Source organism: Haloarchaeobius salinus (assembly GCF_024464185.1).
Taxonomy (GTDB): domain Archaea; phylum Halobacteriota; class Halobacteria; order Halobacteriales; family Natrialbaceae; genus Haloarchaeobius; species Haloarchaeobius salinus.
Genome location: NZ_JANHAU010000002.1, coordinates 786,336 through 808,245, shown reverse-complemented (window position 1 = coordinate 808,245; position 21,910 = coordinate 786,336). Strand labels below are relative to the sequence as shown.

At 68.1% G+C, this 21,910-nt stretch carries 29 protein-coding genes; 18 read left to right on the top strand and 11 right to left on the bottom strand.

Annotated features, from left to right (window positions below; genetic code table 11):
- Positions 1-80: 80 nt before the first annotated feature.
- The 7 genes from NO345_RS10750 to NO345_RS10720 form a co-directional block, all read right to left on the bottom strand.
- Entirely contained in the window at positions 81-335 is a 255-nt protein-coding gene (locus NO345_RS10750; protein WP_256299078.1) for a KEOPS complex subunit Pcc1, read from the bottom strand.
- 7 nt (positions 336-342) lie between these two features.
- Positions 343-477, bottom strand: coding sequence for a DNA-directed RNA polymerase subunit P (locus NO345_RS10745; RefSeq protein WP_089731296.1), 135 nt, complete (start codon positions 475-477; stop codon positions 343-345).
- Positions 474-749, bottom strand: a complete 276-nt coding sequence (locus tag NO345_RS10740) for an eL43 family ribosomal protein (protein ID WP_256299075.1) — start codon at positions 747-749, stop codon at positions 474-476. Before NO345_RS10740 ends, NO345_RS10745 begins: the two co-directional genes overlap by 4 nt.
- 56 nt (positions 750-805) lie before the next feature.
- Positions 806-1,525 carry a DUF2103 domain-containing protein gene (locus NO345_RS10735; RefSeq protein ID WP_256299073.1) on the bottom strand — a complete coding sequence of 240 codons (720 nt, stop codon included), beginning with the start codon at positions 1,523-1,525 and terminating at the stop codon, positions 806-808.
- Positions 1,526-1,702: 177 nt separating this feature from the next.
- Positions 1,703-3,025 carry a tRNA pseudouridine(13) synthase TruD gene (gene truD, locus NO345_RS10730; RefSeq protein WP_256299071.1) on the bottom strand — a complete coding sequence of 441 codons (1,323 nt, stop codon included), beginning with the start codon at positions 3,023-3,025 and terminating at the stop codon, positions 1,703-1,705.
- 3 nt (positions 3,026-3,028) lie between these two features.
- Positions 3,029-3,367, bottom strand: coding sequence for a peptidyl-tRNA hydrolase Pth2 (gene pth2, locus NO345_RS10725; protein WP_256299069.1), 339 nt, complete (start codon positions 3,365-3,367; stop codon positions 3,029-3,031).
- Positions 3,368-3,402: 35 nt separating this feature from the next.
- Complete coding sequence (locus NO345_RS10720; protein WP_256299067.1) at positions 3,403-3,900, bottom strand: hypothetical protein; 498 nt, start codon at positions 3,898-3,900, stop codon at positions 3,403-3,405.
- Positions 3,901-4,016: 116 nt separating this feature from the next.
- On the opposite strand from NO345_RS10720, the gene NO345_RS10715 reads away from it, so the two are divergent.
- From NO345_RS10715 to NO345_RS10700, 4 genes are all read left to right on the top strand, one after another.
- The gene (locus NO345_RS10715) at positions 4,017-4,718 is read left to right on the top strand and encodes a phosphoglycerol geranylgeranyltransferase (RefSeq protein ID WP_256299065.1); all 702 of its coding nucleotides are present in this window, start codon (positions 4,017-4,019) and stop codon (positions 4,716-4,718) included.
- 101 nt (positions 4,719-4,819) lie between these two features.
- Entirely contained in the window at positions 4,820-6,778 is a 1,959-nt protein-coding gene (locus NO345_RS10710) for a 3-hydroxyacyl-CoA dehydrogenase/enoyl-CoA hydratase family protein (RefSeq protein WP_256299063.1), read from the top strand.
- Entirely contained in the window at positions 6,775-7,227 is a 453-nt protein-coding gene (locus NO345_RS10705; RefSeq protein ID WP_256299061.1) for a PaaI family thioesterase, read from the top strand. The genes NO345_RS10710 and NO345_RS10705 overlap by 4 nt, the downstream gene beginning before the upstream one ends.
- Positions 7,224-7,667 carry a MaoC/PaaZ C-terminal domain-containing protein gene (locus NO345_RS10700; protein ID WP_256299059.1) on the top strand — a complete coding sequence of 148 codons (444 nt, stop codon included), beginning with the start codon at positions 7,224-7,226 and terminating at the stop codon, positions 7,665-7,667. The genes NO345_RS10705 and NO345_RS10700 overlap by 4 nt, the downstream gene beginning before the upstream one ends.
- A gap of 49 nt (positions 7,668-7,716) precedes the next feature.
- Here the strand turns inward: NO345_RS10700 and NO345_RS10695 are convergent, their stop codons facing one another.
- The 3 genes from NO345_RS10695 to NO345_RS10685 all read right to left on the bottom strand — a co-directional run bounded on the left by NO345_RS10695 (position 7,717) and on the right by NO345_RS10685 (position 10,653).
- Positions 7,717-8,235, bottom strand: coding sequence for a winged helix-turn-helix domain-containing protein (locus NO345_RS10695; protein WP_256299056.1), 519 nt, complete (start codon positions 8,233-8,235; stop codon positions 7,717-7,719).
- Between the two features lie 70 nt (positions 8,236-8,305).
- Positions 8,306-9,097, bottom strand: a complete 792-nt coding sequence (locus NO345_RS10690) for an enoyl-CoA hydratase/isomerase family protein (RefSeq protein WP_256299054.1) — start codon at positions 9,095-9,097, stop codon at positions 8,306-8,308.
- The gene (locus NO345_RS10685) at positions 9,094-10,653 is read right to left on the bottom strand and encodes a long-chain-fatty-acid--CoA ligase (RefSeq protein ID WP_256299052.1); all 1,560 of its coding nucleotides are present in this window, start codon (positions 10,651-10,653) and stop codon (positions 9,094-9,096) included. Before NO345_RS10685 ends, NO345_RS10690 begins: the two co-directional genes overlap by 4 nt.
- A gap of 197 nt (positions 10,654-10,850) precedes the next feature.
- On the opposite strand from NO345_RS10685, the gene NO345_RS10680 reads away from it, so the two are divergent.
- The 6 genes from NO345_RS10680 to nth all read left to right on the top strand — a co-directional run bounded on the left by NO345_RS10680 (position 10,851) and on the right by nth (position 15,958).
- A complete protein-coding gene (locus NO345_RS10680; protein WP_368407874.1) occupies positions 10,851-11,567 on the top strand; it encodes a hypothetical protein in 717 nt (238 codons plus the stop codon).
- 59 nt (positions 11,568-11,626) lie between these two features.
- Positions 11,627-12,931, top strand: a complete 1,305-nt coding sequence (aspS, locus tag NO345_RS10675; RefSeq protein WP_256299048.1) for an aspartate--tRNA(Asn) ligase — start codon at positions 11,627-11,629, stop codon at positions 12,929-12,931.
- A gap of 243 nt (positions 12,932-13,174) precedes the next feature.
- Complete coding sequence (locus NO345_RS10670) at positions 13,175-14,005, top strand: pantoate kinase (RefSeq protein ID WP_256299046.1); 831 nt, start codon at positions 13,175-13,177, stop codon at positions 14,003-14,005.
- 58 nt (positions 14,006-14,063) lie between these two features.
- Positions 14,064-14,402: a hypothetical protein gene (locus tag NO345_RS10665; protein ID WP_256299044.1), complete on the top strand. Its 339-nt coding sequence runs from the start codon at positions 14,064-14,066 to the stop codon at positions 14,400-14,402.
- 33 nt (positions 14,403-14,435) lie between these two features.
- Positions 14,436-15,188 carry a 4-phosphopantoate--beta-alanine ligase gene (locus tag NO345_RS10660; protein ID WP_256299042.1) on the top strand — a complete coding sequence of 251 codons (753 nt, stop codon included), beginning with the start codon at positions 14,436-14,438 and terminating at the stop codon, positions 15,186-15,188.
- A gap of 86 nt (positions 15,189-15,274) precedes the next feature.
- Entirely contained in the window at positions 15,275-15,958 is a 684-nt protein-coding gene (gene nth, locus NO345_RS10655) for an endonuclease III (RefSeq protein ID WP_256299040.1), read from the top strand.
- A 3-nt stretch (positions 15,959-15,961) separates the two neighbouring features.
- On the opposite strand, the gene NO345_RS10650 is transcribed toward nth, so the two are convergent.
- On the bottom strand, positions 15,962-16,450 hold the full coding sequence (locus NO345_RS10650; protein WP_256299038.1) for a DUF7321 family protein: 489 nt from the start codon (positions 16,448-16,450) through the stop codon (positions 15,962-15,964).
- A gap of 96 nt (positions 16,451-16,546) precedes the next feature.
- Between NO345_RS10650 and NO345_RS10645 the strand changes: the two genes are divergently transcribed.
- The 8 genes from NO345_RS10645 (at position 16,547) to NO345_RS10610 (ending at position 21,608) form a co-directional block, all read left to right on the top strand.
- Entirely contained in the window at positions 16,547-17,437 is an 891-nt protein-coding gene (locus NO345_RS10645) for a DUF7319 domain-containing protein (RefSeq protein ID WP_256299036.1), read from the top strand.
- Between the two features lie 79 nt (positions 17,438-17,516).
- Positions 17,517-18,152: a plastocyanin/azurin family copper-binding protein gene (locus tag NO345_RS10640; protein WP_256299034.1), complete on the top strand. Its 636-nt coding sequence runs from the start codon at positions 17,517-17,519 to the stop codon at positions 18,150-18,152.
- Between the two features lie 3 nt (positions 18,153-18,155).
- Complete coding sequence (locus tag NO345_RS10635) at positions 18,156-18,545, top strand: DUF7318 family protein (RefSeq protein WP_256299033.1); 390 nt, start codon at positions 18,156-18,158, stop codon at positions 18,543-18,545.
- A 2-nt stretch (positions 18,546-18,547) separates the two neighbouring features.
- Positions 18,548-19,429, top strand: a complete 882-nt coding sequence (locus tag NO345_RS10630) for a Rieske (2Fe-2S) protein (protein WP_256299031.1) — start codon at positions 18,548-18,550, stop codon at positions 19,427-19,429.
- 4 nt (positions 19,430-19,433) lie between these two features.
- Positions 19,434-20,228 carry a cytochrome b gene (locus tag NO345_RS10625; RefSeq protein WP_256299029.1) on the top strand — a complete coding sequence of 265 codons (795 nt, stop codon included), beginning with the start codon at positions 19,434-19,436 and terminating at the stop codon, positions 20,226-20,228.
- Between the two features lie 7 nt (positions 20,229-20,235).
- The gene (locus tag NO345_RS10620) at positions 20,236-21,000 is read left to right on the top strand and encodes a cytochrome b family protein (RefSeq protein WP_256299027.1); all 765 of its coding nucleotides are present in this window, start codon (positions 20,236-20,238) and stop codon (positions 20,998-21,000) included.
- Between the two features lie 16 nt (positions 21,001-21,016).
- Complete coding sequence (locus NO345_RS10615) at positions 21,017-21,358, top strand: DUF7315 family membrane protein (protein ID WP_438266764.1); 342 nt, start codon at positions 21,017-21,019, stop codon at positions 21,356-21,358.
- Positions 21,351-21,608, top strand: a complete 258-nt coding sequence (locus NO345_RS10610; protein WP_256299025.1) for a DUF7314 family protein — start codon at positions 21,351-21,353, stop codon at positions 21,606-21,608. Before NO345_RS10615 ends, NO345_RS10610 begins: the two co-directional genes overlap by 8 nt.
- Positions 21,609-21,910 lie beyond the last annotated feature (302 nt).

The following is a 21,910-nucleotide window of genomic DNA, read 5'->3' as shown; positions in this document are numbered from 1 at the left end:
CCGCCCTGAAAAACCCCCGCTTTCCCGGGCGCGAGACACACCCACGCTCGACCGGGGGAGAACCGCACGCGGGCAGCGGATCAGGAGCCAGTTGCAAGCCCGCGCGTGCGCTCGGCCACACCCACGAGTCGCACCCACGTGTTGACCCCGGCGCGCAGCGCGACCCGGTCGTCGGCCGCGACCGTCACGACGACGGTCGACCCGTCGAGACGGAGGCTGGTGGCGGAGCGGTCGCTCGCGATCTCGCCGACCTCCGGACGGACGCTCTCGGCGACCAGCGTCGCCGTCGCGTCGTCGTCGTACTCGAACTCCAGAACGGTCTCGTTCGCGGGCATCGCCCGTCTACCGCACGTCGACTTCCTTGATGTCCGTGCTGCGCTCCTTCAGCAGGACGCGGTGCCCGCAGTAGGGACAGCGGACGCCGCCGTACTCGTCGAGCGTCACGTCACGCTTGCAGCGCGAGCACTTGTAGCTCATTCGTCGTCGTCGCTGTCTTCGGCGAGTGCGGCGCGGATGGAGCGCCGGACGGTCTTGCCTGCGGGCGTCTGGGCGCGGTAGGTGCCGCCGGTGAACTTCTCGCCGGTCTCCTCGTTGACCCAGATGCCGGTGCCGACGCGCTTGACGTCGTCGCCGTCGACCTTGGAGTTCCGCATCTCGTCCTCGATCTCCGCGACGCGGCGTCGCGAGACACGACCGTAGCGAGCGCCGAATCGGCCGGCGCTACCGGTCTTTCCCTTTTTCTTGGCCATGATACCAGTTCGTACCGTCAGCGCGCAAATAAACCTGTTGAGTTGGAGCGCACGTCTCAGCCCAGATCGGCTGTCGTGAGCGCCTCGTTCAGGTCCTCGCGGACGCGTTCGCCCATCTCCCGGTCGCCCGCCGTCGTGACGACGCGGTTCTCCTGCACGCTGGAGCCGTCGCGGATGAGCATCCGCACGTTGCCGTTGCCGTCCGCGCGGGTCACCTTCGCCCCGACGCTCGCCTGCGAGCTCGACCCGCCGGCCTCGATGGGGCCCGGAATGACCTTCTTCACGTGCGGGTGCTCGGCGACCGTCCGGATGGCGGTCTGTCCGGTCCGACCGCCGATGAGCGTCGAGTGCGCGCCGCCGATCTTCTCCCGGGGCGCGAGGTCGACCACGTCCAGCCCGGACTCGCCGAGTCCACCGATGGCCGCCGCGACTGGGTCCTCGTCGTCCACACGGTAGAACTCGTGGTGGAGCTGGGCACGGGTCTCCCGGACGACGGACCGGTCGCCCGCCGCGTACACCGTCTCCGGGCGCTTCCGGCGTATCTCGTCCGCCACGCGTCCCGCGAAGTTGCGGAACTCGACGACGCCGGTCTCCTGGCCGTCGTCCGGCACCGTCGTCACCGTCGTCTCGCCGACGACCTCCTCGCCGTCCAGAACGGTCACGGTCGCTCGCTCGCGGGCGCAGTCGAGGACGACGGCGTCGCAGTTGGCGGTGTGGCAGGTGAGACAGTAGTCTCCCGGCCGCTCGAGTGACGTCTCACACCGCCTGCAGTCCATAACCGGACGTAGCCGTCGCCCGGCCTAAAGCCGTGCGGTTCGGGGAGCCAGCGGTCCCGTTCACCGGCAAGCATTCAAATACGAAGGCGGGGCCACGACCGGCGTGCCCTGACCAGCGGCCGTGGACCGCGTAGCGGGTGTGCGACGCGACGGTCCACCGGTAGCGAGCGTCGCCTGTCAGCCAAGTTCGACGGGGTCCACCTTCAGGTACTCGCGCAGCAGGACGGTCGCGTAGGAGCCCTTCGGGAGCGAGAACGAGAACGTCAGGGGCTCTTGCACGACGTCGAGGGCCGTGCCGACGAGCACCGCACGTCTGGTCCCCGTGCTGTGGAACTCGCCCGGCAGGTCGAAATCGGACGGGGAGAGCGACAGCTCCGAGAGCACGTCGCGCTCGATCTCGCCCTGCTCGCCGTCGGCGAGCTCCGTCTCCGTCCCGACCAGCGGCGCGGTCACGAACGCGCGGCCGCGCTCGCAGTGGCGCGAGACGGTGTCGACGCGACGCTCGGTCACGCGCTGCTCGCGGTCCACGTCCGGCAACGGGAACGCCTCGGGCGCGTCGGCGTCGGCGAAGCAGACCACGTCGCCGGCCACCGGCTTCGTGAACGGGACCCCCCGCTCCAGCCGCCGGCTCAGCATCAGGTTGAACGCGTAGGACTGCGCCGCGTGGACGAACAGTCGCTGGAGGTTCTCCGGGAGCGTCTCGATAGCCTCGCGGAAGTCCGCGGGTTCCTCGCCGCCGTTCTCGACGAGCGTGTGGAGCATCGAGCGCTCGAAGCGGAGCCCGCCGGGGAACGCCTCGAGTGCATCCGCCCAGGCCGCGCCGTCGTCCACGAGCTCGCGCGCCTCACGGGTCTCCTCGCGCTCGTCCGGATGCGGGTTGCCGACGTAGGTCCGCACCGCAGCCTCCCAGTCGCCCCGGACGATGTCGAGGCCGACCTCGTGGGTGACCGGCCGGATGCTCCCGAAGCGCTGCTGGCCGAAGAAGTTGGGAACAGCTACCTGTCCGTCGCCGAACTCGCGCAGCTCCGTTGTCACGCGGTCCGCAGCCGTCGAGTCGTCCGGGTCGGAGACGACGATCTCGAACTCGTTACCGAGCAGGTCGCCGAACTGGAGGGCACGGCCGGCGCGGCCGACGATTTCGAGGGCAGCCCGCGAGAGCGACGGCAGGTCGTCGGGGTCGACGTCCTGCAGGGTGAACAACTGCGTCGACACCGCACGCTTGTCCTTCGTGCCGGCCCACGAGACCCGGCCGCGGCTCATCCCGAGCTCGTTCGAGAGCCGGCGGACGAAGTCGTTGGTGTCCCAGCCGCGGAGCGTCGCGCGAACCACCAGGTACGGGTAGTCGCCAGTGGGTGCGTCGACGGGGTTCGTCTCGAACCGCTCGCGCTCGACCACGTGGAAGTGCTCGTCCTCGGCGCGGAGCCGGCCGCCGACGCCGTCGTCGTCGCTCACGTAGTGCTCGATGCCGACGGCCCGTTCGCGTGGATGTGCCTCGCGCATCGCTCAGAACAGCGAGAGGTGTCCGGTCACGCGGTCGACCGCTTCGTCCTCGCCGGGGCCGACGGCGAGCGCGGTCACGGTACCGGGGTCGAGCTGGGTGTGTCCTGCGTCCCTGACGATGGCGTGGGGGAGCCGCTCGGACTCGGCCCTGTCGGCGAGTTCGAACAGTTCCGACTCGCCGCTGCCCTTCAGGACGACCTTCTTCTGGCCGGAGCCCTTCCACGCCTTCCTCGTCCGGGCGTCGGTGTCCTCGTACGCGCTGAGCGACGCGTGGGCGACCTGTGCGGCCAGCTTCCCCTGGCCCATGCCGATGTCGGTCCGCGCGACGATGGCCTGCTTCATGTCCGGGTCGATGGGTGGCGCGAGTAAAACGGTGGCTATCCGTCGGCCGCGAGCAGGTCGTGCTCCGCGATGTACGACCGGCTCACCGCCTCGGAGTAGCTCAGGAGCGTCAGCAGCCGGTCGCGCGTGCCGGCGTCCTCGGTCCCGCCGGCGACGACGTACACACCGTGGCGGACGGCCACGTCCATCCCGTAGAACCGGCCCTGGTCTCGGATGCGGCTCGCCAGCGCCGTGGCGTCGGCGTCGGTCTCCATCCGGAGCGCGGCGACCTCGAAGGTGGTGCCGTCGTCGGCCTCGTAGGTGGCGAGCTGGCCGGCGTTCGCGCCGACCGAGCCCCCGGTGGTTCGGATGCCGGTTATCTCCAGCCCGCCCTCCGGGCTCGGGAGGACGGCCCGTGGCGGGGCGTCGTCGTCGGGGCGGCGGGCGATTACGCTGGCCGTGTCCGAGCCGGAGCCGCCCGAGAGCTCGGAACAGCCGGCGACTCCCGTCGCGGTTGCGAGACCGGCCAGCCGCAGCACCCGTCGTCGTCGCATTCGAGCGGGTATCCCGTCCGGCCGGGCTTAACCGTTCGTCCGGTTTCGAGTCCCGAGTCACGCCCCGATTTCACCGTATCGAAGGGGTTTTGGTCGCAGGTGGGGTTCGACCGGGTATGAGCGCAGCCTGGGAGGACTGGAACCACATCCTCAAGCTCGACCCCGACAAGGACCTGGTCGAGGGCGAGACGTTCGAGGACGTGTGTGCGACGGGTACGGACGCCATCGAGATAGGCGGGACGCTGGGGATGACCGAGGAGAACATGCGCGAGATGATCCAGGCGTGTGCGGACTACGACGTCCCCATCTACCAGGAGCCGTCGAACCCGAGCGTCGTCGTCGACAGCGACGCGCTCGACGGCTATCTCGTTCCGACGGTGTTCAACGCCGGGGACATCTTCTGGGTCACCGGCGCGCACAAGGAGTGGGTCCGCATCGAGGGCGGCCTCGACTGGGACCGCACGACGACGGAGGCGTACATCGTGCTGAATCCGGAGGCGAGCGTCGCGGAGTACACCGAAGCGAACTGCGACCTCTCCACCGACGACGTCGCGGCCTACGCCGAGGTCGCGGAGAAGATGTTCGGTCAGGAGATCGTCTACGTCGAGTACTCGGGGATGCTCGGGGACCCCGAGACGGTGCAGGCGGCCGCGGACGCACTCGACGAAGCGACGCTGTTCTACGGCGGCGGCATCCACGACTACGAGTCGGCGAACCTGATGGCCGAACACGCCGACGTGGTCGTCGTCGGGGACCTCGTCCACGACGAGGGCGTCGACGCGGTCGCGCGGACCGTCGAGGGCGCGAACGACGCCTGACCGGCAGTAGCCGTTACCGTTGTTTCGGTTTCTCCCTCCCTGTTTAACAGTCGTAAACACCCCTCGGTGGAGTTAAGACGCTCGTGGCCACACGTTCCAGCATGACAGTCGATGGCATCAACCGGGTCGCGGTGCTCGGTGCCGGGAACATGGGGCACGGCATCGCCGAGGTCGCCGCACTCGCAGGCTACCGGGTGACGATGCGCGACGTGGAGCAAAAGCTGGTCGAGGAGGGCTACGAGGACGTCGAGTGGAGCCTGCAGAAGCTCGGCGAGAAGGACCGCATCGACGAGTCGCCCGAGGCGGTGCTCTCGCGGCTCGATACGACGGTCGACCTCGCCGAAGCCGTTTCGGACGCGGACCTCGTCGTCGAGGCCGCACCGGAGCAGATGGACCTCAAGCGCGAGATATTCGCCGAGGTCGAGGCGCACACGAGTGGGGGGACCATCCTCGCGTCGAACACCTCCAGTCTGAGCATCACGGGCATCGCAGAGGCCGTCGACGACCCGAGCCGCGTCGTCGGACTCCACTTCTTCAACCCGCCGGTGAAGATGGAACTCGTCGAGGTCGTCCACGGCGAGGAGACCGCCGAATCGGTCGCCGAGAAGGGTGCCGCGTTCGTCGAGTCGCTGGGGAAGACCCCCATCCACGTTCGGAAGGACGTCCAGGGCTTCGTCGTCAACAGCATCCTCGGCCCGTTCGGCGGCGAGCCCGCATGGATGGTCTCCGAGGGCGAGGCCACCATCCGGGAGGCCGACGCCGCGATGGTCCACGAGCGGGGTTACCCGATGGGACCGTTCGAGCTCGCCGACCTGACCGGCATCGACGTGGGCTACCACGTCCGGACCGAGGGCGGGATTCCGGTCCCACCCATCGCGGAGGAGAAGGTCGAGGCAGGCGACCTCGGGCGCAAGACCGGTACGGGCTACTACGACTACGAGGACGGCGGCGGCGCGGACTACGAGCCGGAGGATGCGGGCGACTTCGACACGCTGCGCGTCGAGGCACGGATGGTCAACGAGGCCGCGAGGCTCGTCGGCGACGACGTGGCGACGCCCGAGGCCGTGGACACCGGGACACGACTGGGGGCCGGCTTCGCGATGGGGCCGTGCCGCCGCGGCGACGAGCTCGGACTGGACACCGTGCTGGCGAAGCTCCGCGAACTGCACGACGCGACCGGGGCGGACCGGTACGAGCCAGCGAAGTACCTCGTCGAACTCGTCGAGGCCGGCCACACCGGCGAAGGGGCGGGACGGGGATTCTACGAGTACGACACCGGCGACGGGCCGGGACCGTATCGGCTGCTGAACTACGAGGTCGACGACGACGGCCTGCTCGCGGTCGAGCTCGACCGCCCGGAGCGAATGAACGCGCTCTCGGCGGACCTGCTCTCCGAGATCGCCGACCTGTTCCAGTCGGTAGACACGGACGAGATTCGGTGCGCGACCATCGAGGGTGCGGGCGACAGGGCGTTCAGTGCCGGCGCGGACATCGGCGGCTTCGCCGACGTGGAGCCGACCGACGTGATGGACGTGACGCCCGCGTTCGAGGCGGTCAACGACTTCCCGCGGCCCGTACTCGCGAAGATCGACGGCTACTGTCTCGGCGCTGGACTGGAGCTCGCGCTGGCCTGCGACCTCCGCATCGCGACGGAAGGCTCGGAGTTCGGCTGTCCGGAGATCCGGCTCGGGCTCATCCCCGGAGGTGGCGGGACACAGCGCCTCCTCCGTATCCTCGGCGAGACCCGCGCGAAGGAACTCGTGTTCCGGGGCAACCGAATCGAGGCCGCGCGGGCCGAGGACTGGGGGCTCATCAACCGCGCCGTCCCTGCCGACGAGTTCGACGCGACGGTCGAGGAGTTCTGCGACGACCTGCTGTCGGGGCCGCCACTCGGGCTGAAGGTCGCCAAGAAGGTCCTGAACGAGGGCGACGACGCGAGCCTGGCCGCCGCGCTGGCGATGGAGAGCCAGGGCTTCGGGCTGCTGATGAGCACCGACGACGTGGTCGAGGGCACCACGGCGTTCGCCCAGGACCGCGAGCCGGAGTTCGAGGGTCGATGAGCCGCCCCGATTTCGCCCACGAGGACATCGCGACGGCCTACCAGCAGTACATCGACAGTCACGGATTCCTCTCGTGGCTCGGGCTCTCTGTCGAGACGGTCGAGGACGGTCGGGTCGTCTTCGCCGTCCCCTACGACGGGAAGCTGACGAACCCCGCCTCCGACGGTGTCGTCCACGGCGGTGTCGCTGCCTCGCTGGTCGACACCGCGAGCGGCTTCGCGCTCCGGACGACGTTCGACGACCCCGCCACTGCGCGGCTGACGACGACCGACCTCGACGTGTCGTACCTCCGACCCGCCACGGGCGATCTGCGGGTCGAGGCCGAGGTCATCCGGGCGGGCTCGTCGATGGGTGTCACGGACGCACTGGTCACGACCGAGCACGAGGACGGCGAGACGGTCGACGTGGCCGTCGGCCGCACGAGCTACCGGCTCATGGGGGACGCATGAGCTTCGCGGACACCGAGGTCGGGGACGGCCGACGGACCGCCGGCCGGACCATCACCGACGCGGACCTCGTGAACTTCGCCGGCGTCAGCGGCGACTTCAACCACCTGCACACCGACGCCGAACGGATGCAGGAGTCGGAGTACGGCGAGCGCATCGCCCACGGCGCGCTCGTGTTCTCGATCGCGACAGGCCTGCTCTGGCAGGAACGCGCTGGCGGTGAGGGGGGCTCCGACGTGGTTGCGTTCTACGGCGTCGACAGCCTGCGCTTTCGCGGTCCGACGTTCGTCGGCGACACGATACACGTCGAGACCGAGGTCGTCGAACTTGAGGAACGCTCCGACCATCCCGAGGCCGCCGGCGTGGTTCGTGAGGGGGCCGAAGTGGTGAAGCAGGACGGGACGGTCGTGCTCTCCTGCGAACTGCTCGCGCTCGTTCGGTGATTGGCTGGCGCGCGGGACGGTCAATAGTGTAACCGAGATACCGTCCGATTCAGTGCTCCTCGTCCAGCGCCTCGAAGATCTCGGGGTCGGTGCCGAACTTCAGGACGTTGTGAATCACGGAGTTCCGGAGGTTCGAGACGACCTTCCCGTGGTTCTTGTAGAACTCGTGTATCCAGCGGGACTCGGCCTCCCTGGTCGCGAACATCATGACCGACTTCCACTGGTACTCCCCGTCGGAGAGGAAGTAGAAGAGGGTGTTCTCGCTGTCGCGGATGTACTCCATGGCGTCGCGCCACTCGTCCGCGAAGTGCTCGGGGTCGAACTTGAACTCGAACAGCCCGAAGATGAAGTACTCCTCGTTGGGGATGACGGCCTCGCGGAAGACCCCCTCCTCGCGCATCTTCCGGATGGTCTCGCTGACGGTGACGTGGGAGACGTCGATGTCGTACTCGGTTTCGAGGATGTCGGTCAGCTCGCGCGATGAGCGCTGGGGGTTCGCGGCCAGCTCGCGGAGGATGACCACGTCGCGCTCCTTGAACGTCCAGTCCGGTGCGTCGTCGTCTGTCATGTCGAGTGCCTCCGGGTCGAGTGGTGTATCAGCTTCGGTTCGGGCAGCTCTCGCGACCGAGCCGGAGGGTTCAGGAGCCCTCGAACTCCGGCTCGCGGCTCTCGACGAAGGCGGTGACGCCCTCGGCGTGGTCGTCGGAGTCGAAGCAGAGGCCCTGGGCGGTCGCCTCGGCGACCATTGCCTCGTCGACGGTCCGGCGCAGGCCCTCGTCGATGAGCCGCTTCGAGTGTCTGAGCGCGACCGTGGGGCCGCTGGCGATGCGGTCTACGAACTCCGCCGCTTCCGCCCCGAACTCGTCGGCGTCGTAGACGTGGTTCACGAGGCCGAGTTCGTGGGCGCGCTCGGCTCCGAGCACCTCGCCGGTGAACACCAGCTCCTTGGCGACGTTGGTGCCGACGACGCGCGGGAGCAGGTACGAGGTGCCGGCGTCGACCGCCAGCCCGACCTCGCGGAAGACGAAGCCGATGGCAGCGTCCTCGCTGGCGAGCTGCACGTCGCAGGCGATGGCGAGGTTCGCGCCGGCTCCGACGGCGGGCCCCTCGACCTTCGCGACGGTGGGCAGCGGGAACGAGACGACGCGGGCCATCGTCTCGCTCGTGGTCTTCTCCAGTGTGCGCACGCTCTCGTCGAGCGGGACCGCGCCGGTCGCGGTCTGGGACATCAGCTCCACGTCGCCGCCCGCGGAGAACGCGTCGCCCGCACCCTCGATGACGACACAGCGGGCGTCGCTCCCCTCGACCTCGTCCAGCGCGTCGCGCAGGCCGGCGGACATGTCGAGCGAGAACGCGTTCCGGCGGTCGGGCTCGTTCAGCGTGATGGTGGCCACGCCGTCCTCGATGTCGACGAGGACGGCGTCGCTCATTCGTCGGCCTCCCGCAGCTCGAACTTCTGGACCTTGCCCGTCGTGGTCCGCGGGAGCTCGTCGACGAACGCGACCTCGCGCGGGTGCTTGTACTCGGCGAGGCGTTCGAGGCAGTACTCGCGGACCTCGTCGGCGGTGAGGGCCGAGTCGGGGGTCTTCACGACGAACGCCTTCACCGTCTCGCCCCGACGCTCGTCGGGGATGCCGACGACGGCCGCCTCGGCGATGTCGGGGTGCTCGAACAGCAGCTCCTCGACCTCGCGCGGGTAGATGTTGTACCCGCCGCTGACGATCATGTGCTTCTCGCGGTCGACGACGTAGTAGAAGCCGTCCGCGTCGTGGTAGCCGATGTCGCCCGTGTGGAACCAGCGCTTGCCGTCGGCCTCGGTGAAGGCGTCCTCGTTGGCGTCGGGCAGGCCGTAGTAGCCCTGCATGACGTTCGCGCCGCTGATGACGAGCTCGCCGGTGATCTCGTCGAGGTCGACCTCGTCCTCGTCGACCGGTCCCTCGTCGACCGGGGCGACCTCCTCGAAGTTCTCGTCGACGACGCGGCAGTCGACGCCGGGCAGGGTCTTGCCGATGCTGCCGACGCGCCGGCCCTTCTCCGGGCTGTTGAAGTGCGTGACCGGGCTGGTCTCGGTGAGCCCGTAGCCCTCGTAGATCTTCGCGGGGTAGAGCTCCTCGAACCGGCGGAGCACCTCCGCGGGGATACCCGAGCCGCCGACGCCACAGAGCCGCACCGACGAGAAGTCGAACTCCTCGGCGTTGGGCTGGTTGATGACGTCGTTGTACATCGCCGGCACGCCGTGCATGATGGTGAGCTCCTCCGCGGCGAGCAGCTCCATCGCCTGCTGGGCGTCCCACGACGGCAGCGGGTAGTACGCTCCGCCGCTGAACAGCGTCGCGTTCATCACGACCGTCATCCCGTAGATGTGGAACAGCGGGAGCACCCCGAGTGCCTTGTCGGTGGTCTGGATGCCGTCCGGGATGAGCGACGCCGCCATCTCCGCGTTCGACCGGAGGTTCTCGTGGGTGAGCAGCACCCCCTTCGGCTGGCCGGTGGTACCGGAGGTGTACGGCTGCACGGCCACGTCGTCGTCGTCGCGGTCGACGATGTCCGGTGCGCCGGCCGCGAGGAACGCGCGGAACGCGGTCGCGTCCTCGTGCCCGCCGATGGCGACGACCTCCTCGACCTCGGTGTCGTCCTGCACCTCGCTGACGAACGGGACGAGGTCGCCGATTGTCACCACCACCTTCGCGCCGCTGTCCCCGAGGAGGTGGCTGATCTCCCGGGTCTTGTACTGCGGGTTGATGGGGACGACGATGCCGCCGGCCCGGAGCGTCCCGTGAAACGCGACCACGAACTGTGGCAGGTTCGGGAGGTATATCCCGACGCGGTCGCCGGGCTCGATGCCCGCCTCCTGGAGCCCGGCGGCGAACTGGCCCACCTGTCCCCAGAACTCCTCGTAGCTGATGTCCTGCCCGTCGTAGTGCAGCGCCGTCGTGTCCGGATGCACCGACGCGGTGTCGGCGACCCCTGTGACAAGATTTGCCATGGCTCGTCTTGCCCAAGGGGGTATTCCCTCTAAAAGGTTGGCGTGTCGAACACGACTGTTAGCACTGTCCCGTCGGTGTATTAACGATGGTAACGGTAGCGCCGTCGCCGTGACGACTGTCACTGGAACAACGTTTTTCCCGCCGGGAATCGACACGGACTCGCATGGCCGAGACGGTTCGGGGGACGATTCGAGGCATGGGATCGAGAGCGAATCCGGCGTTCGCGATGGGCGCGGTCCTACTGCCGGTGCTCGCGCTCGTGCTGGCGGCGACCGTCGGCACGCGCGAGCACCACACGTACGTCCACGTGATGGCCGGCGTGCTGTGGACTGGAATCGACCTGTTCATGGCGATGGTGCTCGGGCCGGTGCTCGGCGGGCTCGCCGTCGACGCACGCTCTGCGGTGTTCGAGCGGTTCACGCCGAAGATGACGTTCCTGATGCCGTCGCTCGCGCTCGTCACCATCGCCGGCGGCATCACGCTCGCGCTACGGGTACAGGTGTTCCCGAACGCCCAGCCGTGGCTGGCCCTGTTCACCGCGTTCACGCTCCTGCCCGCGCTCCTGAGCATCGGCTGGCAGTTCGACGCCTTCCGGGACCGGCGCTGGCTCGTGGCCTTCGGCGTCGCGCTGGCCGTGAGCGTCGGATACCTCGCGACGACGCTGCCCGCCTTCGAGATGACGAGCAACGTCATCGCTGTCGCGCTCGTCATCGTCGCGGTGCTCAGCGTGATGGGCTTCGGCATCCTGCTCCCCGGCGAGGTGAAGATGTACCGCGAGATGAGATCGGAGAGCCCGGACACCGAGGTCATCAGCCGCATCGGGATGCGCAACGCACGACTCAGCGGCATCCAGGGCGTGTTCCAGCTCGCGGTCATCGCCAGCATGGTCTACCTGCGATACGGCGGCTTCTGAGTCCGCCACCGTCGACCGAAAAGACGGTGTTTAAGGCTACCCCTCCGGAAACCGCTGGTATGGAGAACCGAACGTACACCGCGGACGCCGAGCCGGGCGACCACGTGACAGTGGCCGGCTGGGTCCACGAGATCCGCAACCTCGGCGGCATCGCCTTCCTCATCCTCCGGGACAAGACGGGGAAGATCCAGATCAAGTTCGAGAAAGAGGAGATGGACGACGACCTCGTCGAGGCCGGGCTCGACGCCTCCCGCGAGAGCGTCGTCAGCGTCACCGGCACCGTCGACGAGGAGCCCCGCGCCCCCACGGGCGTCGAGGTCACCCCCGACGGCTTCGAGGTCATCGCGCCGGCCGACCCCGAGCTCCCGCTCGACCCGTCCGGCAAGGTCGACGCCGAGCTCCCGACCCGGCTGGACAACCGCACGCTCGACCTCCGCAAGCCCGACGTGAAGGCCGTCTTCGAGATCCGCGCCGAGGTCCTGCGCGCGGTCCGCGAGCAGTTCCGCGACGAGGGCTGCACGGAGATCAACACGCCGAAGATCGTCGCCACGGGGACCGAGGGCGGCACCGAGCTGTTCCCCATCTCCTACTTCGGCGAGGAGGCGTTCATGAACCAGAGCCCGCAGCTGTTCAAGCAGCTCATGGCCGGCTCCGGCCTGGAGAAGGTGTTCGAGATCGGCCCCATCTTCCGCGCCGAAGAGCACAACACGCCGCGGCACCTGAACGAGGCGACCTCCATCGACTTCGAGGGCGCGTTCCACGACCACACCGAGGCGATGGACGTCGTCGAGGGTATCGTCAAGGCCGCCTACGAGGCCGTCGCGGAGAACTGCCAGGAGGAGCTCGCACTGCTCGGCCTCGAAGAGGAGTTCGAGGCCCCCAACGGCGAGTTCCCGCGGCTCACCTACGAGGAGGCGCTCGACCGCATCAACGCGACCGGCGAGCTCGACGAGATGCTCGTCTACGGCGACGACCTCTCGACGGAGGCAGAGCGCGTCCTCGGCGAGGAGGTCGGCGAGCACTACTTCATCGTCGACTGGCCCAGCGAGATCAAGCCGTTCTACATCAAGGACTACGACGACGACGCTGAGACATCGACCGGCTTCGACCTCATGCACCCGCGCATGGAGCTCGTCTCGGGCGGCCAGCGCGAGCACCGCTACGAGCAGCTCGTCGCCGGCTTCGAGCAGCAGGGCCTCGACCCCGACGAGTTCGAGTACTACACGAAGATGTTCAAGTACGGCATGCCCCCGCACGCCGGCTGGGGCCTCGGCGGCGAGCGCCTCGTCATGACGATGCTCGGGCTGGACAACATCCGGGAGGCCGTGCTGTTCCCACGCGACCGCCAGCGTCTGTCGCCGTAGGCGACGACGCTGCGAGGAGCGTGGGAAGCACGAGCGGAGTGGAACGGAGCGAGTGAATTCCCGCGTGATTGCCAGCGGCTGAGCCCCTAGGCGAAGCCGCTTCCGGCGAGCACCGAGACGAGTACACCGATTTCTCGCGGACCCACCGGAACGACCGGCAGTCCCGTTTCGGGCGTCCGACACACCCGAGCCGACCGCCCGTCAATGAAAACGGATTAAGGCACCCGTCACCCACACAGTGGCATGACCGAGGAGGCACGGGCGTTCGTTCCGGGACACATCACGGGCTTCTTCAGCGCGCACCCGGACGAGTCCGACCCGACGAAGGCCGGCTCCACGGGTGCCGGGCTGACCCTGACCGACGGCGTCGAGGTGACGGTCCAGCGGGGCAACGGGCCGTCCCTGATGCTCAACGGCGACGCGGTCGAGGTCGAGGCGGTCGACCGGGTGCTCGACACGCTCTCGGCACCGGCCGTCGTCGCGGCCGAGACGGACCTGCCGCTGGGGGCGGGTTTCGGGGTCTCGGGGGCGCTGGCGCTCGGGACCGCGCTGGCGACGAACCGCGTCTACCGCCGGAAGCTCTCGGAGAACGAACTGGTCACCATCGCCCACGGCGCGGAGGTGCAGGCCGGTTCCGGGCTCGGCGACGTCGTCGCACAGGCCCGCGGCGGCGTCCCCATCCGGCTGGAGCCGGGTGGGCCACAGGACAACCACCTCGACGGCATCCCGTCGCGGGCACGGGTCGAGTACGTCTCGCTGGGGGAGCTATCGACGGAGGACGTCCTCTCCGGCGACACCGAACTGCTCTCCGAGGCGGGCCGCCGCGCGCTCTCCCGAGTCGTCGAGGAGCCGACGCTCGCGAGCTTCGTCCACGCGTCGCGTCGGTTCGCCAGGGAGGCGGAGCTCCTGACTCCCGACGTGGTCGGGGTCATCGAGGACGTGCTCGCCGCCGACGGCCAGGCGTCGATGGCGATGCTGGGCGAGACGGTGTTCGCGCTCGGAACTGGCCTCTCGGATGCGGGCTACGACCCGTCCGTGTGCGCGACCCACCCCGCCGGCGCGATGCTGAAGTGAGCCGACCCGGTCGACCGCGACCGACGCGCTTTCGTGTACTGCGCCCGGAGTGCGACCGATGACCGACCAGCGCACGCCCGGCCCCATCGTCGTCGCCATCTTCGCGACGGCGCTGCTCGCGTTCGCGCTCGGGGCGTTCGGGCTCCTCAACGCGCCGACGCTGATCCAGTCCGTGCCGCTATTCATCGTCGCGCTACTGCTGCTCGGCCTCGCCAGGGTCACCGCACACGGCCGCCCCGCGGGTCGGGTCGCGCTGTTGCTCGTGCTCGTCCCCATCGTCGGCCTCTCGACGTTCGGGGCCGCCGTCACCGGCGACCCGACGTTCCTCGTCGGCACCGGGCTCGGCGGCGTGGCGTTCGTCTCGCTGGCCCGGTCGGGCGGACAGTTCGAATCGTGAGCGTTTTTCACCGTCCGGCGCGGAGTGGCGGCCATGAGCGAACACGTCGACGTGCCCGAGGACCACCCCCGGTACGAGTCGCTGCTGACCCGACACCGCATCGAGGCGGGCGTCGACAAGGGGATCACCAGCCGTCAGGGCCTCATCGCGCAGGGCCGTGGCGAGGCGTTCGACTACCTGCTCGGTGAGCGCACGACGGAGTCGGCCGACGAGGCCGAGCGCGTCGCCGCCGCCCACCTCCTGCTCGCCGAGCACGCGGTGCTCTCGGTCAACGGCAACGTCGCCGCGCTCGCGCCCGCGGAGACCGTCGAACTCGCCGAGGCGACCGGCGCGGACATCGAGGTGAACCTGTTCAACCGCACCGAAGCGCGCATGGAAGCCATCGCCGACCACCTGCGCGAGCACGGCGCACGCGAGGTCAAGGGCCTGACCGCCGACGCGCGCATCCCCGGACTCTCCCACGAGCGCGGCAAGGTCGACGCCGACGGCATCCACGACGCCGACGTGGTGCTCGTCCCGCTGGAGGACGGCGACCGCGCCGAGGCGCTCGCCGCGATGGGCAAGACCGAGCTCGTCGTCGACCTCAACCCCGGCTCGCGCTCCGCTCGCTCGGCCACCGTCCCCATCGTCGACAACATCATCCGTGCACTCCCGAACATGACGGCGCACGCCCGGAAACTGGCCGACGCCGACGAGGCGACGCTTCGCGAGATCGTCGAGAGCTTCGACGCCGAGCAGGCACTGGACGACGCCGAACGCGAGATCCGGTCGGGGAGCTTCGAGTAGGGCGCTGGTGGTCCGTTCTCGACACCAGCGGTTCCCAGGACAGACGGAACCGAACCGCTGAAACGCCAGCCGCCGAACACGAGCACATGGGAACCCCACTGGAGACACGCTCGGCGCAGGCCGGGGAAGTGGTCGAACGGCTGGAGGCGGAGTATCCGGACTCGGCCATCTCGCTGCGTTTCTCGAACCGGCTGGAGCTGCTCGTCGCGGTCGTCCTCTCGGCGCAGTGCACCGACGAGCGCGTGAACGAGGTCACCGCGGAGCTGTTCGAGCAGTACGAGACCGCCGCGGACTACGCCGAAGCGAGCGAGGAGCAGCTCGCCGAGGACATCTACGGCATCACCTTCCACAACAACAAGGGCGGCTACCTGCAGGGCATCGGCGGGATTCTCGTCGAGGAGCACGACGGGGAGGTCCCGGACACGATGTCGGCGCTGACCGACCTGCCGGGCGTGGGGCGCAAGACCGCGAACGTCGTGCTCCAGCACGGTCACGACATCGTCGAGGGCATCGTCGTCGACACGCACGTCCAGCGGCTCTCCCGGCGGCTCGGGCTGACCGAGGAGGAGCGTCCGGCGACCATCGAGCCGGACCTGCAGGAGGTCGTCCCCGAGGGAAAGTGGCAGGAGTTCACCCACCTGCTCATCGACCACGGGCGGGCGGTCTGTGGCGCGCGGTCGGCGGACTGCGACGCCTGCGTGCTCGCGGACATCTGTCCGTCGGAGCAGGGTGACTCGGATGTGGACCTCGCGTCGGGTGAGCCCTGGTGAGGCTCAGAAGATCTGGTACAGCACGACGTAGCGCATGATGCCGACGACGTAGGCCAGTATCCAGAAGACGACGTAGCCGAAGACGCCGACGCGGAGGCGGAACCGCCACGCGGGCATGTTCTCGTGGATATCGTCCAGCGCGATGTCGGGGTCGGGGTCGTCATAGAGGTTGAGCCGGCGCTTGGCCTGCAGGATGTGGTAGATGCCGGTGAGGGCAAAGAGCAGGAGGGCGTACGCCTGCAGGCCGAGGAAGGAGTGCAGGGCGGCCAGCCCGCCGAACTGCTGCTCGTTGATGAGCCGGGGGCCCATCCAGAGGACGACGGGGAGGGTGTTCAGCGTCAGCCCGACCACGATGAACTTCAAGTGGTAGACGAGGACGTCCCACGTGACGACCTCGGTGTCGATCATGATCCACGCGCCGTAGAGGTAGAAAGGGAAGCTCGCGGAGACCATGGTCAGCGCGACCGTGGCGACGGTGAGGTCCTCGACCATGCCCGGACCTCCGTCTCGCGCCGCGTTAAAAGGTCGGAATCCGGTCCGGGGCGGACGTCGGAAAGCGTTTACAGGGTCGGGACCAAAGTCGGGGTGATGACCGACGCTGGACCGTCCCGGTCCGAGGGCGAGGACGAGCAGGCCGACCGGAACGAGGCGGCCGGCTCGACGCCCGCGGAGGCGACGGAGTCGACCGACGCCGTCGAGCCGTCGGAGACGGAGCAACTCTCCGACGAGGAGCTCCGCCGCCAGGTCGAGGAGAAGTACGACTTCGACGACTTCGGCCCGGCCGAGATGGCGGAGATGAGCTACGAGGAGTGGGACGCCGCGTTCGACCCGGAGACGTGGATCGTCGGCGAGGAGCTGCTCGACCGCGTCGAGCAGGACCTCAACGCCCAGATCGCCAGCCGGGACGTGTTCGCCGTCATCGAGCGCGTCACGTACGAGGGCGAGGAGGTCCTGCTCGCGTACTCAGACGAGGGGTACGCGATGGTGTTCCCCGACGGCTCCATCGACGGCTTCGGGACCGTCCTCCGCGACGTCAAGCCGACCGTCGCGCTCTGCTCGATGGACGAGTACGAGCCCACGGAGCCGCCCGCCGAGGCAGTGTTGCCCCACCCGGACGAGATCCCGGAGGGGAGCGGCCAGCTGGGAAACAACATGCTGCAGGTCGTCGCCACGACGCTGTTGCTGGGGGCGCTCGGGCTCGTCGCCGGGGCGTTCCTCGCGACCGGCAACGCCGGCGACGACCTCGCACGGGGCATCATGATCGTGATGGCGATGGTGTTCGCCATCGCGGGCGTCGCGCTGTTCCTGACCGTGGCCAACGCCAGGCTCTCCGACCGCTTCCGCGCGGAGGAGTACCGCGACCGCCTGCGTGCCATCGGTCTCGAGGACGGCGAGCGGCCGTCGTTCCTCCCCGTCGAGCCCGAGGGGGACCCCCGCGAGTCCGTGGGTGTCAGCGACACGCCCGACTCCGAGTCGTAGGCCCCTGTGACCCTTGCATCGGTGGGTTTAAGCGAACCCAATCCTGACCATCGTATGTATGAATAGGCGGGACTTTCTGATGGCTGCCAGCGGCGTTGCCGGCGGCGCTGGAGCCGCGAGTGCGGCCGCCGCCCAGGAGGACACACGGTCGTCCGGCTCGTTCGCCGTCCAGGAGGGCAACAACTCCACCGACAACGGCACGGCCAACAACACGACCGCTGCTCCTGACGGCGGCGGTGGCGGCGGTAGCGCGACCGTCGCGGTCGGCCCGAACGGCGACTACGTGTACACACCTGGTACGGAGACGCCACTCTACATCAGTCCGGGGACGACGGTGACGTTCGAGTGGGAGTCGGACAACCACAACATCAACCCCACGTCGGTCCCCGAAGAGTCGGACTGGGAGGGTCACATGCCCACCGAGAATACCGGGTTCACGTACGAGTACACCTTCGAGACGCTCGGTACCTACGAGTACCAGTGCGACCCCCACGTCGGCCTCGGCATGGTCGGCACCATCGAGGTCAACGAGTCCGGTCAGGCACCGGGCGGCGAAGGTGGCGGCGAGGTCGACCCCGAGCACATGGGCGTTCCCATCCAGGCCCACTGGGTCGGCATCGCGACCATCCTCGCCATCATGAGCTCGCTGATGTTCACGTTCTACGTGCTCAAGTACGGCGAGTCCGCACACACGAGCAGCCCAGGGAGGGACTGATAGATGTCCACGAAAGGAAGCAACTACGGCGACATCCACCGGTACGAACCGGCGAGAGAGAGCACGGCCGCAGCGGTCGCCATCGTCCTGCTGACCGTCATCGAGGTCGTCTTCATCGGACTGTTCACGTACGGCCTGGTCAACGGCTGGGGACTGAGCGGTGAGGGGAACATGTACCTCGGGTTCCTGCTCGCCATCGTCTTCATCGACCTCGCGTTCATCCTCCTGCTCTACCGCAAGGAGTTCCTGCCAGACGTGATGATCGTCAAGAAGCGCCGTCGGAAGTGGGAGGACCTCTACGTCCGCGAGGAGGACGTCGACGGCGAGCAGCTCGGCGACGCAAGCGCGCTCGACACACTCAAACGTGCGGTGTATCCCTACTACAAGAAATAACCATGCCAGTAGACGAAGACAAGTATCCGGTCGAATCGGACCGTCGTCGCTTCGTGAAGGGCGTCGTCGGTGGCGCATCGCTCGCCGGCATCGCTACAGCGGGCGCAGCGGCCGTCAACAGCACGACATCGTCCAGTGGCGGTGGCGGTGGCACGGTGACGTTCCGCGCCATCGAGAACACCGACGGACCCGCACCGCGGGGGATGCCCCAGATCCCCATCGAACTCGAACCCGTCGAGGGCGAGGACGACTTCTACATCAAGGGCCGCTGGCCAGAGGTCCAGGAGATCGAGGAGCAGGGGCGGACCTTCATGGTCGCCCGTGAGGAGATCGCCGGCGAGACGTACTCCTCGGAGTGGTTCCAGTACTGCGGCGTCCAGACCTATCCGGGCGTCTACCCCGACGCGGAGGAGGAGAACTCCGACCTGACCAACTACTTCAAGTACAACGCGAACTCGAAGTTCGACTGGCAGAACGAGGAGGTCAGCGGTGGCCAGCGGATGAAGCTGAGCCACTTCGCCGACTACGAGACGTGGGGCAACGGCATCGGCACCGCCGGCATGGGCAAGCCCGCGACCGGTAGCTGGCGCTCCGAGGGGCTCGAGCCCGCCGAGACGATGGCCATCGAGGTCATCCGTTCGACCCGCATCGAGGAGGCGGCCCAGGACAACGAGTGGCTGGCCGCCACGACGGACCGCGGCGTCATGGCCCACCTGAACAAGTGCACGCACTTCTGCTGCGTGCCGGCGTTCAAGGGCCAGGCCGGTGCCGCCAACTTCGGCGCGGCCGACCGCGTCTACTGTCAGTGCCACCAGTCGGTGTACGACCCGTTCAACATCATCAGCACGAACTTCGTGGCTCTGCCGCGGCCGGCGAGGGACTAGCACCATGAGTCTGCAAAAGAAAGACGAGTACGACCACACGGGGTGGATGAAGACGAAGGACCTCACCCCCGTCGAGAAGACGTACCTGATGACGCTCATCTGGCTCGACAAGCGCCTCCGGGTCGTCGACTACCTGGAGCTGCTGGAGGACCTGTACTACAAGGTCAACCTCCAGATGCCGAAGAGCCACACCGAGCAGTACAACCTCGACAACAAGTTCTGGTACTGGTACCCGCTGTACGCGCTGGGGTCGTTCTCCACGATAGCGTACGTGGTGGCAGCGATCTCCGGTGCACTGCTCGGATTCTACTACTCCCCGTCGACCGCGGGGGACCCGTCGGCGGCGTACAACCAGATCGTGTTCATCATGCAGGACCTGAACTTCGGGTTCATGCTCCGGTCGCTCCATCGCTGGTCCGCACAGGTGATGGTCGCGGCCGTGTTCCTGCACATGCTCCGCGTGTACTTCACCGGCGCGTACAAGGAGCCCCGCGAGCTGAACTGGATCCTCGGCATCATCCTCATCTCCCTGACGATGGTGTTCGGCTACACGGGCTACCTGCTCCCGTGGGACCAGCTCGCGTTCTGGGCGGGCCAGATCGGTGTCGAGATGTCGCTCTCGATCCCGCTCGCCGGCGAGTGGGTCGCACAGCTCATCTTCGGCGGCTTCACCCTGACGCAGTCGACGCTGCAGCGGATGTACATCCTGCACGTGTTCGTCCTGCCCTTCGTGGTGACGACGCTGATCGCACTGCACATCGGCATCGTCTGGATGCAGGGTATCGCGGAACCGCACTGATAGAACCATGCCAGAAGACAACGACTCCGAACCCATCGCAGACGGCAGCGGTACCGGCATCGTCGCGCCGGACGACGAGACCCCCACGTGGAGCGAGCGCAAGGAGCGCACACAGGGTCTCTCCCGGCTGACCTACGAGTACTTCGAGCGCGCGCGCCGCGAGGACCAGGACCTCCGGATGGAGTCCGACTACGTCGAGCGTGACGTGCTCGGCTTCCCCGCGTGGCCACACGAGATGATCCGGAACTTCGCCCTGACGAGCTTCTTCGTCGGGCTCATCCTGTTCCTCTCCGCCACGCTCCCGCCGCACATCGGCCCGCCGGCCGACCCGTCCTCGACGCCGGCGATCATCCTGCCCGACTGGTACCTGTACTGGTCGTTCGGCCTGCTGAAGCTCGGCCCGCTCAACCCCGAGCTGTCCATCCTCGGCGGCAGCAAGCTGATGGCCGACCGCACCTACGGTGTCGTCGCGAACATCGTCGTCGTCGGCTTCATCGCGATAGTGCCGTTCCTCAACAAGGGGAGCGCGCGCCGCCCCGTCGAGCAGCCGTTCTGGGCCGGTATCGGCGTCATGGGTGTCGCCTTCGCGTTCACCATCGCCGCGCTGTCGGTCAAGAACCTGCTGCCGATGGACTCGCACCTGCTGTTCGACCTGACGTTCCTCATCCCGCCCGTGCTGGGACTCATCGCCTACACGGTGCTCCGGGCGATGCAGGAGGGGTACATGTACAGCCTGAACCGCCGGTACTACCGTCTCCGGCCGCCGAAGTAACCACCTCCTTCCTCCCATGGACGACGCAGACACCGGAGAGCCGCCCGAATCACCAGCGTCCGAGGAGTCGTCGGGCTTCCGCAGCCGCGAGGTCGAGGTGCCCATGCGGCTGTACAAGACGGTCACGGTGTTCGCGACCATGCTCGCGATGACGGGCGTCATCCTCGGGTTCATCGTGCTCGACACCGCGACGAACAACGCGAGCGCGGCGCTCTCGGAGGTGAACCTGGTGCTCGCGTTGTTCGGGCTCGGTCTCATCGTCGCGGGCGCGGCCATCTACGCGTTCTCAACGCGCTTCCGGACCGCGGGAATGGGAAAGTCTAAAGACGACACCGACGAAGAATCCGACAATGGCTGACGAATTCATGAAGGGCCTGGCCATCGCGACGGCCTCCGGCCTCATCTGGATGGTGCTCGCCGGCTGGTACAACACCCCCGGCTTCGAGGACACCCAGCTCCTCGGTGCGGACCCGGCGGACCCGAGCGCACTGGAGGCGATCGCCCTCATCGTCAAGGAGGGCCTCTTCTGGTTCATGATCCTGGGTGCGCTGACGTTCTGGGTCGTCCTCCCGATGGCACGCCAGGCGCGCGCACGGTTCGCCAACTAACTGCGTCGACTTCTGCGGTCGCGGTCGTCTCGTCGCGGAGCCGTGCTGCTGCCGTCGTCTTCACGCCGACTGGTTCCTGCAGTCCGTCCCGGGCGTCGCGCAAGTGTCGGACCGTGACCGGGAGCCCGGGGAGGTATCGGGGCACGGTACCAGCGGGAGAGCGGAGCGGGGACACGGCTGCACTGACGGGAGTGAGCGGACGATGGCGGGTCGAACCAGAGCGAGCGGTGCTCGTCGCCGAACCAGCAGGCGGACGACGTGGAGCGACACCGCGGGAACGCACTTCACGGACCGACCGTCGA